Annotated in this window: 11 protein-coding genes; all 11 read right to left on the reverse strand. The window is 62.6% G+C overall.

The window, feature by feature from the left end:
- Window positions 1-3 precede the first annotated feature (3 nt).
- The 11 genes from ACFQ24_RS10670 to ku all read right to left on the reverse strand — a co-directional run bounded on the left by ACFQ24_RS10670 (window position 4) and on the right by ku (window position 13,282).
- Complete coding sequence (locus tag ACFQ24_RS10670; protein ID WP_380911087.1) at window positions 4-1,485, reverse strand: NAD-dependent succinate-semialdehyde dehydrogenase; 1,482 nt, start codon at window positions 1,483-1,485, stop codon at window positions 4-6.
- Window positions 1,486-1,506: 21 nt separating this feature from the next.
- Window positions 1,507-2,742 (reverse strand): iron-containing alcohol dehydrogenase, encoded by a 1,236-nt coding sequence (locus ACFQ24_RS10675; RefSeq protein ID WP_380911089.1) that lies wholly within the window; start codon window positions 2,740-2,742, stop codon window positions 1,507-1,509.
- On the reverse strand, window positions 2,739-3,137 hold the full coding sequence (locus ACFQ24_RS10680) for a c-type cytochrome (RefSeq protein ID WP_380911091.1): 399 nt from the start codon (window positions 3,135-3,137) through the stop codon (window positions 2,739-2,741). The genes ACFQ24_RS10675 and ACFQ24_RS10680 overlap by 4 nt, the downstream gene beginning before the upstream one ends.
- 39 nt (window positions 3,138-3,176) lie before the next feature.
- Window positions 3,177-4,949 (reverse strand): GMC family oxidoreductase, encoded by a 1,773-nt coding sequence (locus ACFQ24_RS10685; RefSeq protein ID WP_380911093.1) that lies wholly within the window; start codon window positions 4,947-4,949, stop codon window positions 3,177-3,179.
- Window positions 4,949-5,695 carry a gluconate 2-dehydrogenase subunit 3 family protein gene (locus ACFQ24_RS10690; protein ID WP_380911095.1) on the reverse strand — a complete coding sequence of 249 codons (747 nt, stop codon included), beginning with the start codon at window positions 5,693-5,695 and terminating at the stop codon, window positions 4,949-4,951. Before ACFQ24_RS10690 ends, ACFQ24_RS10685 begins: the two co-directional genes overlap by 1 nt.
- Entirely contained in the window at window positions 5,692-7,008 is a 1,317-nt protein-coding gene (locus tag ACFQ24_RS10695) for an MFS transporter (RefSeq protein ID WP_380911097.1), read from the reverse strand. The genes ACFQ24_RS10690 and ACFQ24_RS10695 overlap by 4 nt, the downstream gene beginning before the upstream one ends.
- The gene (locus tag ACFQ24_RS10700) at window positions 7,005-8,309 is read right to left on the reverse strand and encodes an amidohydrolase family protein (RefSeq protein ID WP_380911099.1); all 1,305 of its coding nucleotides are present in this window, start codon (window positions 8,307-8,309) and stop codon (window positions 7,005-7,007) included. Before ACFQ24_RS10700 ends, ACFQ24_RS10695 begins: the two co-directional genes overlap by 4 nt.
- Before the next feature lie 196 nt (window positions 8,310-8,505).
- Complete coding sequence (locus tag ACFQ24_RS10705) at window positions 8,506-9,225, reverse strand: GntR family transcriptional regulator (RefSeq protein WP_380911101.1); 720 nt, start codon at window positions 9,223-9,225, stop codon at window positions 8,506-8,508.
- Between the two features lie 186 nt (window positions 9,226-9,411).
- Window positions 9,412-11,916, reverse strand: coding sequence for a DNA ligase D (gene ligD / locus ACFQ24_RS10710; RefSeq protein WP_380911103.1), 2,505 nt, complete (start codon window positions 11,914-11,916; stop codon window positions 9,412-9,414).
- A complete protein-coding gene (locus ACFQ24_RS10715) occupies window positions 11,916-12,386 on the reverse strand; it encodes an MgtC/SapB family protein (RefSeq protein ID WP_380911105.1) in 471 nt (156 codons plus the stop codon). Before ACFQ24_RS10715 ends, ligD begins: the two co-directional genes overlap by 1 nt.
- Window positions 12,387-12,388: 2 nt before the next feature.
- Entirely contained in the window at window positions 12,389-13,282 is an 894-nt protein-coding gene (gene ku, locus ACFQ24_RS10720) for a non-homologous end joining protein Ku (protein ID WP_380911107.1), read from the reverse strand.
- Between the last annotated feature and the right edge of the window lie 15 nt (window positions 13,283-13,297).

Below are 13,297 nucleotides of genomic sequence, written 5' to 3' on the forward strand. Positions count from 1 at the left end.
AGATCACCAGCTGACGGCGATATATTTGGCCTCGCAATATTCCAGCAGGCCATGGTGCGATCCTTCGCGTCCAAGCCCGCTCTGCTTGACGCCACCGAACGGCGCCGCCGCGTCGGATACAAGACCGCGATTGATCGCGACCATTCCCGCCTCGATCTGCTCGGCCATTTGTAGGCCGCGCTTGAGGTTGTCGGTATAGACATAGGCCGCTAGCCCATATTCGGTCGCATTGGCGAGCGAGATAGCTTCCTGTGGATCGTCGAAAGGGATCACGGCTGCGACTGGACCGAACACTTCGGTGGTCAATATCTCGGAACCCGGCTGAACATTGGCCAGAACCGAGGGCGGATAGAAGAAACCGGCTCCGGCAGGTGTCTGACCGCCCAGCTTTACCTCCGCCCCACGGCTGACCGCATCGGCGACCAGATGTTCGATCTTGTCGATCGCCGCCCGGTTGATCATCGCGCCGCACTGGGTTGCGCTTTCCAGGCCGGGCCCCATCTTCATCGCCCCCATACGGTCCACCAGCTTGGCGACGAAGGCGTCGTGAATACCGCGCTGGACATAGAAGCGATTGGCAGCGGTACAGGCCTCACCAGCGTTGCGCATCTTGGCCACCAGAGCGCCTTCGATCGCCTCGGCCAGGTCCGCGTCGTCCAGAATCAGGAAGGGCGCATTGCCGCCCAGTTCCATGGACGAGCTGATGACCTGATCGGCCGCCTGCCGCAAAAGGATGCGACCCACTTCGGTCGATCCGGTGAAGGACAGTTTGCGGACGCGGGGATCGTGCAGGATCTCGCTGCAGACCGGTCCCGGTTCGCTGGTGTTGATGACGTTCACGACGCCTGCCGGCACACCGGCGCGACGCATGATCTCCGCCACAGCCAGCGCCGTCAGCGGCGTCTCTTCGGCTGGCTTCAGGATACAGGTGCAGCCTGCCGCCAGCGCCGGGGCGATCTTGCGGGTCGCCATCGCCGCGGGGAAATTCCACGGCGTGATCAACAGGGCGATGCCGATCGGCTGATATTGCACCATGATCCGGTTTGCGCCACCCGGTGATATCGACAGTTCGCCATTGATGCGTACCGCTTCCTCCGCATACCAGCGGAAGAATTCGGCTGCGTAGGCGACCTCGCCGCGCGCATCGGCCAGTGACTTGCCATTCTCAAGCGTGATGAGTTGCGCCAGCCATTCCTGCTCTTCCATCATGGCATGGAAGCAGGCGAGCAGGATATCGGCGCGCTTGCGCGGCGGCGTCGCTGCCCACGATCCCGCCGCAGCGGATGCCGCATCGACTGCGGCGATGCCTTCCGCCGGACTTGCGTCGGCCACCGAGGTCAGCGTTGTTTCGGTAGCGGGATTGAGGATGTCGATGCGCTTGCCGCTCGCGGCCCCCGTCCATTGCTCACCGATCAAAAGATCGGTCGGAATGGCGAAGGGGCCGGCATGGCCTTCAGTGGTAGTGCAAGTGAAGCTGTTCGTCATGGCAAACCTTGTGGCAGAGGATCAGACAGCCCGGAGCGCAGCGCGCTCACCGGAAAATGCGGCCCGGGTAATGGCCTGCATTGCAATCAGATCGAGGGGGCGGGGGTTGTTCTTGACCAGCCGGGCAGCGTTCAGGGCGTTTTCGGCGACGAAATCCTGCTGCTCCGCCTTAAGCCCCAGCGCCGCGAGCGAGCGAGGGATCGCGACCCTGCCGAGCAGATCGGCGACAGCGTCGATGAACGCCTGCGACAAGTCGGCCTCGGGGGCGTCGGGCAGCTGGATCGTCCGAGCAAGCTCAGCGAAAGCGGCGCGGCAGAAAGGCTGATTATACTGCATCACGAACGGCAGCAGCGTTGCTACGCCATCGCCATGCGCCGTGTGCGTGAGGTTGCCGACCGGATACTGGATCGCGTGCGCTGCGGCGGTGCCCGCAGTCCCGAAGGCGCAGCCAGCTGCGAGGGATGCAAGCATCAGCCCCTCGCGCGCTTCGATGTCGCTGCCGTCGCGATAGGCCCGCTCCAGATAAAGGAAGATATTAGCGACCGCCAATCGAGCGAAATGATCTGAAAGGAGGTTCTTGCCGACGAAGACATGATCCTGCGTCAACATGGGATCGGCAGGACGCGCTAAGGTCGTGTAGGCCTCTACCGCATGGGTCAGCGCGTCAGCGCCGGAGCAGGCGGTCAGGGTCGGGGGGCAGGTGACGGTCAGTTCGGGATCGCAGATCGCAACCAGCGGTATGAGATGCGGACTGGCTATGCCCACCTTCGCGCCGCGTTCGTCGTCGGATACCACAGCAACGGGCGTCACTTCCGATCCGGTGCCTGCCGTGGTCGGCATGGCGATCAACGGCATAACGGGTCCGGGAACCGCGAACTCGCCATAATAGGAGCGCAGATCGCCGCCATGAGTCAGCAGAACGGCGACGACCTTCGCCATGTCCATGGAACTGCCGCCACCAATACCGATAACGACATCCGGCGCGAAGCTACGCACTTCCTCGACACAATCCTCGATCGGCCCGATCGGAAGGTCGGGGATGGTCCGGTCGAAGACGTGAACCTCCATGCCGTGGCTTTTCAGATCGGCGACCATGGCGTGGAATTCAGGCTGTGCGCCCTGCCGTTCGTCCGTACAGATCAGCGCGCGCTTGCCCAGCTTGCTGGCGGCCGCGCCCAGCGCATGGCGCTGACCCCGGCCGAACAGAACCGATCGCGGCAGGCGAAGCGCGCCGAAAGCATAGGGGATGTCGCTCACTTCTTGTTACCGTCCGCGCCATATTGTTTCAGATAGGCGATGACATCAGCGCGATCCTGCGGTGATGCCATGCCAGGGAAAATCATCTTCGTGCCGGGGACCAGCTTGGCCGGCCCCTGCAGCAACTTGTCGATGCTGGCCTCGTCCCACTTGATGCCCGATGCCTTCATCGCCGGCGAGTAGCGGTAACCCGCTTCGGTGCCGGCGGGGCGACCGACCACTCCGTTCAGCGACGGACCGATCGAGCGGGCTGGACTTGGCCCCACCTTGTGACAGGCGGCACAGCGGGCGAAAATCTGCTGGCCCTTGGCGGGATTGCCCTTGGGCGCGGCAGCCAGCGCAGTGCCGGCCAGAGCCATCGCTCCAATCCCTGCGGCAAAAATCCAAGTCTTCACGTACCTAACCTCCTATGGTGCGCGTCGGGCGCACAATGTTCAAACCAGAGCGCCGGGGCGCTTGAGATATTTTTTGGTAATGGCGTCCGCCGCCCAGAATGCGAGGGCGCCTACCGGGCCCGTGGGGTTGCGGCCCGCATTTTGCGGAAACACGCAGGAGCCGAGCACGAACAGGTTCGGCACGTCCCAGGACTGGCAATATTTGTTGAGCGCGCTGGTCTTAGGATCGTCGCCGAACACCACGCCGCCGGTATTGTGGGTGGTCTGGTAGAAACCGCTGTTGAAGTGACCGAAGCTGCGGGGCATCCCGGCTCCGCCTTCCTTGCGGCCTGTGATCTCCTCAGCGATGCGCTGGCAGACGGCGCTGTGCGCCGCCATCAGCTTCTGTTCATTAGGCTGCCAGTCGAAGGTCAGGCGCAGCATCGGCCTGCCGAATGCATCCCGGTACGTCGGATCGAGATCGAAATAATTCTGTCGATAGCTCATCACCGCGCCCTGATGGCTGACGCCGGCGACATGATGATAGGCGTCGACCATCGCCTTCTTCCATCCCTTGCCCCACCGGGGCTGGCCGGGCATGGTCGGATGATAGGTCAGCGGGTCTCCGCTATTGCTGCCGATGCTGATGCCGCCGCCACCGATATAACCGGCCTTGGCGAAATCATAATTGTCGCCGTTGAAGTCGTCGATCCAACTGCCGAGCGCACCCGACCCCATGAAAGGGTTGGTGAACGTGTTGCTGTCCAGCAGCAACCGCGCGCCGCCGCCGCCCTGGAAGGCGTAGTTGCGGCCGATGACGCCCGTATTGGTCTTGGGGTCATAGGGCTTGCCGATGCCCGAATGGAGCATCAGATGGACGTTCCCGGTGACGAATGCACCGAGCACCACCAGATCGGCTGGCTGTTCGATCTCGCGGCCACGGGCATCGACATAGGTGACCCCGGTCGCACGCTTGCCATCGGAGTCCAGGTTGATCTTCACGACCGTGGCGTTGGTGCGAAGCTGGAAATTGGGGTTCTTGCGTGCAAGCGGCAGCATCAGGAAATGCGGGCTCGCCTTCGCGTTGGCTTCGCAGCCGAAAGCTGTGCAGTGACCGCAATAATGGCACTGACCAAGTGCGATGCCGTCCGGGTTCACATAGTCCTGCGAACAGTTGGCGGTCGGGATCGGAAAGGGATGATATCCGAGATTGGCAGTCGCCTTGTCGAACAGCGTCATGACATGCGACGCGGTCATTGGCGGGGTTGGATATTCATTCTGGCGAGGCGCCTCGAACGGATTGCCGCCGGCTACCTTGCGGCCTTTCAGATTCCCCGCCTTCCCCGATATCCCGCACACCTTCTCGAACCGGTCATAATAGGGTTCGAGTTCGTCGTATGAGATAGGCCAATCCTGGAGGTTCATGTCCTCCGGAATGAGGCTCTTCCCATATTTGCCGATCGTCCCGGAGCGCATCTTGTGCTCCCACTCCGACCAGCGCCAGGTAAGCCCCGACCAGTGCGCACCCGATCCGCCGACATTTGTACCGGGCCAGTAGAAGCCGTGCTGGCGGATCGGCAAGGCGACCTGATCCATGCTGTTCCGGAAGGTAATGGTTTCCTGTGACAGATCCTGCACCATATGCAGACGCCGACTATATTTCAGCGCGTCATGCGCCTGCGGACCCGCGAAGTCGGGGACGGTATCCTGCGGCCGGCCGCGTTCGAACATCACGACCTTGAGTCCGGTGGGCGCCAGTTCCTTGGCGACGATGCCGCCGGTCCAGCCCGACCCGACGATCACCACGTCAACGGCAGGTAACTTCGTCGCCATCAACTGAGATCCTGGATCGAAAGAGGTTCGTCGACTCGGTAGGGACGATTGCGCCATTCGGCGATCTTGTCGGCATACATCTCGCCCACGCCCGGATAGCCGAGCATCTTCCACGACGCCTTCCCGCGATTGCCGCCATAGATGGGGTCCGCGAAGAACCCGTCCATCGCCAGCTGGAAAAGCGTGTTGAAGAAGGTGCGCACCGGGACGCTCGGCAATTCGATCTTGCCTGCCTCAAGCGCCGTCACAAATGTAATGCGGTCCGCTTCTTCCAGCGTGTCGAAACTGGCCCCGCCATTGCTGGCGCGCAGATGGTCGTTCACATCGGCAATGCCAACCCGCACGAGCTGGTTCGGGGTCAGTTTCAGCTGGTAGCCCTGTTCCGGCGTCCCTTCTTGGAAGGGGCCCTGAAGATACATGCGATCCCCATTGCCCCAACCGCTGTCCAGCTGCCGGTCGATGAAGATGGCAACGCCAAGGTCGGTCCCCTTGTCGCTATATTCGTCCTGGGGGATGAGCGTGTCGACAAAGGCTTCGACGAAGGCGGCCTCGTCGGGATTGAGGAAGATATAGCCTGGCGATACGGCGCCGCCTGGCGATTGCGCCGCGTTCGCCGCGGGCATGGCCATCTGGTGCCCGGCATGCGTGTCTTGAGCCGCCGCGGCGAACGGCGCGGCAGCCATGCCGACACCAAAACCGGCAAGCTTCAGCAGGGTTCGACGATCGGTTTCCGACTTCTCCGTCATATCCGCGCCTCCTGCCCGTCCCGCAATTTACGCGAGGCATCGATACGCAGGAACAATGCAGCGGCGATCAGACATAGGATGGAAAGGACCGCGAAGGCTGCGAACCAGCCACTCATGGTGACGATATAGCCAGTAACCGCCGCAGCGACCGCGGCACCGCTGTTGCCCAGCGTGTTCATGACTGCCGAGACGGAACCGGCATATTCGCCGCCGATGTCGAGCGTGACTGCCCAGGACACACCAACGGTCAGCTCAAGGCCGAACAGGGCGAAGCAGAAGCAGATGATGCTCGCCACATGCCCGTCCATCGCGGCGGCCAGCGGGATCATGATCGCGGCGGTGAGGAAACCGACGACGGCAACGCTGCGCCGCGCCATCTTCAACCCTGCACCGCGCTTCACTAGAAAGTCGGAGAACCAGCCGCCCAGCAGGTCGCCAATCACGCCGGCCATCAGCGGCATGCTGGCGAATAGGCCCATGAGCGCGATGTCGAACCCACGGGCGTCATGCAGATATTTGGGAAACCAGGTAAGGAAGATGTTGATGCAGTAAGCATAGCAGAAATACATCGCCGACAGCACCCAGAGCTGGGAATTGCTCAGCAAGTGGCGCCATGGCACGCTGACCCGAGCGCGGCCGGCACCCAGCGCGCCTTCGATCATCTCCAGCTCGGCGGCGTTGACCGATCCATGCTCACGCGGCGTGTCGCGATAATACCAGAACCATAGCCCCGCCCAGGCGACACCGACGAGTGCGAACGCCATGAAGGGCATGCGCCAGCCGAATTGCACGATCAGCAGCGCCACGAAGACCGGCGTCACCGCGCCGCCCAGCCGCGCACCCGCATGAGTGACGCCCTGCGCCCAGCCACGCTCCGACGGCAGCATCCAACGGGACAGCGAGCGCGTGGCGATGGGAAAAGCCCCCGCTTCGCCCATGCCGAACAGGAAGCGGCACACCATCATCGACCCGGCCGACCAGGTCATCGCTGTCGCTGCGGTGAAGGTCGACCACCACAGCACCACGCCCGTCAGCGCACGGCGAGGGCCGAAGCGATCGCCCAGCCAGCCGCCCGGAATCTGGAACAGGGCGTAGGCAATGGAGAAAGAGGCGAAGATCCAGCCCATAGTCACGGGCGAGAAGCCATATTCCTGCTCTATCACCGGGGCGGCGGTCGCAATGACGACGCGATCCATATAAGTAATGAGATAGGCCAGCACCGTCAGCCACAGAACGACATGGCGCGCGCGTGTAGGACGCATGGTCGCCGAGGCGGCTTGCTGGTCTGGCAGTGCCGTCGCTTCTCCGGTCACGGACGACCCTCGCACGCGGTGGCGGCCCGGCCCTTGCAAGTCTGCCAGATGGTCGGAACCTTCGTCCCGCTGATGAAGACGGTATTGATGGCACGCGTGTTGCGGATGTCCTTGGTCGGGTCACGATCCAGCACCAGCAGATCCGCCCATTTCCCAGGTGCGATCGTACCAATGTCCTTGGCGCCCATGAATTCGGCATTGGCACTGGTGGCCGCGGTCAGCGCCTGCATCGGCGTGATGCCGGCCTGGACCATCAGTTCCAGTTCCCAATGGGCGAAATAGCCGGGGAAGCGCGCCGTCGGACCGCTGTCCGTGCCCATGCCATATCGAATGCCCGCTTTGACCTCGCGTCCGAAATTATCCGACGCCTGCTTCAGCGCGGCCGCATATTTCGGGAAATTCGGAGCGGCGCCCAGCTTCGCGGCACGCTCCGGACTCTTGAGCTCTGTCAGCACTGCCGGGGTCACGCCACGCGAAAAGAAGGGATCGTCGAGGAAGGGCAGCGTCTTGTAGATGAACGATGCCTCACGGCTGAGCGTCGCGGCCATCTGCCACACGCCCTTGGCCTTCATCTGGTTGACCAGGGCATCGTCCACGGAGCGATCGCGCACCGAATGGGCGAAGGCATTCACGCCTTCACGCGTCAATTCAGCAGCATTGTCATAATAGAAGATGTGGGCAACGGTCTTCTTGCCGTCCTTGCGCGCCTGGTCGATGACCGCGGTGCTGATCTGCGGCGGCATCCTCTCGTCCAGCATGCCGAATTCGTCATCGACCCATAATTTGATCAGATCCGCGCCCTTGGATGCCTGGGCATCGACCATCTTGCGTGCTTCGTCCGGCGTAGCCACCGACTGGTCCAGGCCGGGGACGCCTCCGTAGCTGCCCTTGAAGACGACGCCCTGCCCTACGGTGTAGACGCGGGGACTTGAGGTCCGCCCCTTCCGCTTTTGCTGGATGGGAAAGATCAGATCCTGCTCCGTACCCAGCGTCTGAACGGTCGTGACACCATAAGCCGCGTAGGTCTTGAGCTGCTCCTCGATATTGGCGGTCGTCTGATATTTGAGATTCTGCGTGATGCCATCGACCAGCCCAAGATGGACATGGCTGTCGATGAGGCCGGGCATCAGATATTTGCCTGCCAGCTTTTCGATCTTCGCCCCCGCTGGCGCCTTCAACTTGCGGACGGGGCCGACCCAGCTGATCTTGCCATCCGTCACGACAAGAGCCTGATTTGCGACGGGCGCACGCCCGGTGCCGTCGATCAATGTAAAGTCACGCAGCACGAAAGTTTCGGCCACCGCTTGACCCGACGCGCCTGCCAGCATCGCGGCGGCCAAGCAAGCTATCGAAAATCCAGTCTTCCTCGAAACGCGCATACCCGTCCTCTCCAGACCTGTTTCATATCATATATGATCCGGCGAAATCGTGGTAAGTGCTGCCAACAGGCGCGTCAAGGCCCTTTCAACTTGATTTGCGCCAGCTTGGCCGGTCGCTTCAATCGCGGCGGGTGCCGGTTGCGCGGTCCATACGTAGTTGCGAACAGCTGAGATGTTCGCGCACCGATTGTTCCGCTGCCACCGGGTCATGCGCCAGCAAGGCTGCAATGATAAGCTGATGCTCCCGTGCGGCTATTTCGGGCGCGTTGGGCTGTGCGCTGTTTTGATACAAGGATCGGAAAATCTGGAGATGAGCATGGAGCCGCTCGATCGTCTCCTCGATCAGCCGATTGCCGCTGCCCTTCGCAATTAGTCTGTGTAATTGTGCGTCTGCTTCGGCGAAGCGGGCGTAGGCCTGCTCGTTCCGCTCCACCACAGCATCCATGTCCTTTTGGATGGTCTGGAGAATCGAAAGCGTTTCATCATCCATATGCTCGGCTGCCCGAGCAGCGGCGTAGGGTTCGATGAGCAAGCGCAGCGTGTAGAGGTCGTGCACCTCTTCCGGTGTCATCTGCGGACTTGCACGATAACCGACATTCGTCGTCTTGTAGACCAGTTTCTCCGCTTCAAGCTGGCTCAAAGCCTCGCGTATCGGGGTTTGGGAAATACCCAGTTGACGCGCCACCGTGTCGATAGGAATTCGCTCTCCCGGAGCGATCTTCACCGTCATCAGCATGGACAGGAGATGCTCGTATGCGCGCTCGACCAGCGTCGGCGCCGGCCGGCCGGGGGCCTCCGCGGTGGGGAGAGAGTGAGCTATAATCCTAAGGTCTGACATACTCGTCGCTTAAACGCTAACGCAGCAAACATATAGGATATTTTCCAATCTACAACGAAGATGATAATTGGGGATAAGTCTGACAAAACATATAGTGTTTCACGACGCTGCTCGAATCAAGCGGGTCCGCTACCCGGCCATCAGCAAACGAGCCCCGTTGGCTCAGCACGTCCGCTGCCACATGCCTTAGAGGTCGGGTAGAGTTTGCGCCGCGAAGCCCCACCCCTTGAGGGACACGGCACGATCCAGCAGCGTGGTCGCGTCGCCAATGGCATAGGGATGGGCATCCGCAATACCCTCCAGTTCATCCCAGTCGACAGGAATGGCGACGGGGGCACCGGGGCGCGCGCGGGCGGAATAAGGGAGTACAGCGGTGCTGCCACGTTGGTTGCGCAGCCAGTCGATGAAAATGCGGTCCTTGCGCTTGGCCTTGCTCATCGTGGCGACGAACCGGTCCGGCTCTGCAGTGCTGAGCGCCTGCGCAAAACGGGACGCGAAATCCTTATGGGCGCCCCAGTCGTGACCGGGCGTCAAAGGGACCACGACATGGACGCCCTTGCCGCCCGAAAGCATCGCAAATGAAACCAGTCCGAGATCGGAGAGGCGGGCGCGGATGTCCTGCGCCGCTTCCTTCACCCGTCCGAAATCCATGCCTTCGTCGGGATCGAGGTCGAAGATCATGCGGTCGGGCTTCTCTACCGCGGCTACGCGGCTGCCCCACCCATGGAATTCGATGGTGCCCATCTGAACACAGGCGAGCAGCCCCTCCACATCATCGACATAGATATAATCCTCCGCGCCGCCATCCTTCTCCCGGATCGGCACCTGATGCACCGCCTTGCCGAAGGCGCCGCTGTCATGCTTCTGGAAGAAACATTTCTTGGCGCGCCCTTGCGGACAGCGCACCAGGCTGACCGGGCGTTGAGCGGCGAAGGGCAGCATCAGGGGAGCGACGGCTGCATAATAGTCGGCCAGTTCACCCTTCGTCTGGCCACTCTCGGGAAAGATGACGCGGTCCCGATTGGTGATCCTGACCCCCTCGCGCGGCATGGGGGCGGGGGCGGGCCGCTCTGGCTTCACATCGGCTGCTTTCTTGTCGCCGCGCAGCCCCAGGAAGCTGGCATGGCGGACACGCCCCTCCGCGGTAAATTCGGCAAAGGCAATTTCAGCGACCAGCACTGGTTTGAGCCAGGTCGCGCCGCGGGCTTCGGTGCGGGGGACATCGGTGGGCGCCTTTCCCGCGGCAAGCGGTTGCATCGCTTGGTCTAGCTGTGTCATCATGTCGGTATCAAACCCCGTGCCCACCTTCCCCTTGTACACCAGAGTCTTGCCTTCATGCTGGGCAAGGAGGAGAGACCGGAAGGGGCGTCCTCGCGCCGTGCTGCCGACGCGGCCGATCACGACGAATTCCTGCCGCCGGGTGCATTTCACCTTCACCCAATTCTTCGTCCGGCCGGCGCGATAGGGCGCGTCGACGCGCTTGGCGATGATGCCCTCCTGCCCCGCCGCGCACAGGGACTGGTAGAGCTTCTCTCCAGCGCCGATGATGTGATCGGCGACGCGGATCGGCGGCTCTGCCCGCCCAAGCAGCGCCTCCAGCCGTTCCTTACGCTCGATCTGAGGAAGCGGCCTCATGTCCGTGCCGTCCAGGGCAAGCAGATCGAAGGCGAAGAACTGAAAGGGCGTATCCTCGCGTTGCGCGCCATGGCCGCGCTTCAGCACGTCTTGAAGCGCCGAGAAGCTGGGATTGCCATCCGCGCCGAATGCCACGATCTCGCCATCGATCAGCGCTGGCGGTAGATCGAGCGCGGCGATGGCACGGACGAGCGGGCCGAACTTATCCGTCCAGTCGAGGCCGTTGCGGGTCGATACGCGCACCTTATCGCCAGCGGCGGCAATCAGCGCGCGATAGCCGTCGAACTTGATCTCGTGCAGCCACTCATTGCCTGCGGGCACCGCATCCACCAGCGTGGCAAGTTGGGGTGAGGAAACAGCGGGGAGCTTACCAGCGGACCGGCGGGGCTTTCGGGCAACCTTCGCATTATGGTCTCGGGCGGCCTGCATCTTCTGGCCGAACGCCTTGCCCTTTGCGCCCTTCAACGACTGTGCGCCAGCCTTGTCGGCGGCGATCTCCGCCATGGACCGGCCCGTCAGGACGCTGGTGAGCGCGCGTTCGACCAATATGTCGCCCTCCCCCGCATGCGCATCATCGATCTTGCGCAGCAGCCAGTTGTCGCGCTTTTCGCCCGGACGGCGCTTCATGCGGACGAGCAGCCACTCGCCCTTCATGCGTTCGCCATCCAGCGTGAAGTGGAGATGGCCGTCTTTCAGGTCTGCGGCGCTTTTCCCCTCAACCGGCGCCCATGTGCCCCGATCCCACAGCATCACCGTGCCGCCGCCATATTCGCCCTGGGGTATGACCCCCTCGAAATCGCCGTAGCTGAGCGGATGGTCTTCGGTCTGGACCGCCAGGCGCTTGTCCGCAGGATCGGTGCTTGGCCCCTTGGTCACCGCCCAGCTTTTGAGCACCCCATCCACTTCCAGCCGGAAGTCCCAGTGCAGCCGCGTCGCATCATGTTTCTGCACGACGAAGCTGTTGCCGCCCTTGCCGGCAATCTCCCCCTTCGGCTCGCGGGTGCGGGTGAAGTCACGCTTGGCATTATAGGTATCAAGCGGGCTTTTGCCGGGCATCAGCGCGGCTCCCTCGGGTCCAGCCAACGATCCTCCACCAGCCGCAAAGCGGTCAGCATGACGATCGCGACGATGGCCGCGCTGACGACCAGGGGCCATTGCCCCGCGCCGCAGGCGATGCCGATCATGGCGGTCAGCCAGACATGGGCCGCGGTGGTGAGATTGCGGACCCGCCCGCGACTGGTGACGATGATCCCGGCGGCGATGATGCCGGTGAACGCGGCCGAAGCCTCGAACACGCGGAGGGGATCGATATTCCCCTCCCCGCCCATCTGCTTGTGCAGGGCGATGGCGCTGATCGTCATCAGTGCGCAAGTGAAGCAGAGGATGCCATGGGTACGCAGCCCGGCCGGATAGCCACGCAACTCGCGATCGAGGCCGAGCGCCAGACCGATCATAGCCGCCGCGCCGAGGCGCAGCAGGATCGGCCCGTCGATCACATGCAAGGGTGTTGCGGGGTTGAGCTCCATGGTCAGGCGCTCTTGCGCTTTGCGGTGGTACGGGGCTTGGCCGTGGACTTGGCCGCGGATTTTGCCGGTGTCTTGCGTGCGGTGGGCTTCTTGGCTGGTGCTGCCTTGCCCCCCTCCCCCACCGACTTCTTGAGCGCGGCCATAAGGTCAATGACGTTGCTGCCCTTGGCGGCGGGCTCCTCGACATCCTCTATGATGCGCTTGCCCTTCGCCTTCTTCTTCTTTTCGATGAGCCGCTGGAGCGCATCGACATAGCCGTCGTGAAACTCCTCCGGGTGGAAGGGCGCCGTCTTCTTGTCGATGATGGCGGTGGCAAGGTCGAGGAGGTCGGGGTCGGCCTTGTGGTCCGGGATGGCGCTGAAATATTTCTGCGCGCGCGTGACCTCATCGGCGTAGCGGAGCACCTCCAGGATAAGGCCGCGCCCGCAAGGCTTCAAGGATACGAGTTGCTCCCGCCCGCGCACGGACAACTGCCCAAGGCCGACCTTTCGCGTGGCGCGCAATGCATCGCGCAGCACGGCATAGGCTTCCTCCGCCAGATCGTCCGCCGGCAGCACGAAATAGGGCTTTTCATAATAGAGAACGTCGATCGCGTCCGCTTCCACGAACTGGACGAGATCCAGCGTCTTGCGGCTCTCGATCTTGACCGCCTCTATCTCCTCATCCTCCAGCAGGACGTAATTGCCCTTGGAGATTTCGAAGCCCTTGAGGATGTCGTCGCGATCGACGGGGCCGACCCCTGGGGCGACCTTTTCATACCGGATGCGCTGACCGCTGGGTTCATGGATCTGGTGAAAGGAAATCGCCGCGCCCGACCGGGTCGCAGGATAGATTTCGACCGGGATGGATACGAGCGCCAGCCGGATCTGGCCTTGCCAATATGCACGAGCCGCCATACGAAAAACCTCCGC

It is taken from the genome of Sphingobium olei (assembly GCF_042678845.1).
GTDB classification, from domain to species: domain Bacteria; phylum Pseudomonadota; class Alphaproteobacteria; order Sphingomonadales; family Sphingomonadaceae; genus Sphingobium; species Sphingobium olei.

What these genes read in the sequence shown, in the direction of transcription:
- ACFQ24_RS10715 (WP_380911105.1), bottom strand. Translation starts at nt 12,386, where the DNA reads ATGGAGCTCAACCCCGCAACACCCTTGCATGTGATCGACGGGCCGATC.
- ACFQ24_RS10670 (WP_380911087.1), bottom strand. Translation starts at nt 1,485, where the DNA reads ATGACGAACAGCTTCACTTGCACTACCACTGAAGGCCATGCCGGCCCC.
- ACFQ24_RS10705 (WP_380911101.1), bottom strand. Translation starts at nt 9,225, where the DNA reads ATGTCAGACCTTAGGATTATAGCTCACTCTCTCCCCACCGCGGAGGCC.
- ACFQ24_RS10690 (WP_380911095.1), bottom strand. Translation starts at nt 5,695, where the DNA reads ATGACGGAGAAGTCGGAAACCGATCGTCGAACCCTGCTGAAGCTTGCC.
- ligD (WP_380911103.1), bottom strand. Translation starts at nt 11,916, where the DNA reads ATGCCCGGCAAAAGCCCGCTTGATACCTATAATGCCAAGCGTGACTTC.
- ku (WP_380911107.1), bottom strand. Translation starts at nt 13,282, where the DNA reads ATGGCGGCTCGTGCATATTGGCAAGGCCAGATCCGGCTGGCGCTCGTA.
- ACFQ24_RS10685 (WP_380911093.1), bottom strand. Translation starts at nt 4,949, where the DNA reads ATGGCGACGAAGTTACCTGCCGTTGACGTGGTGATCGTCGGGTCGGGC.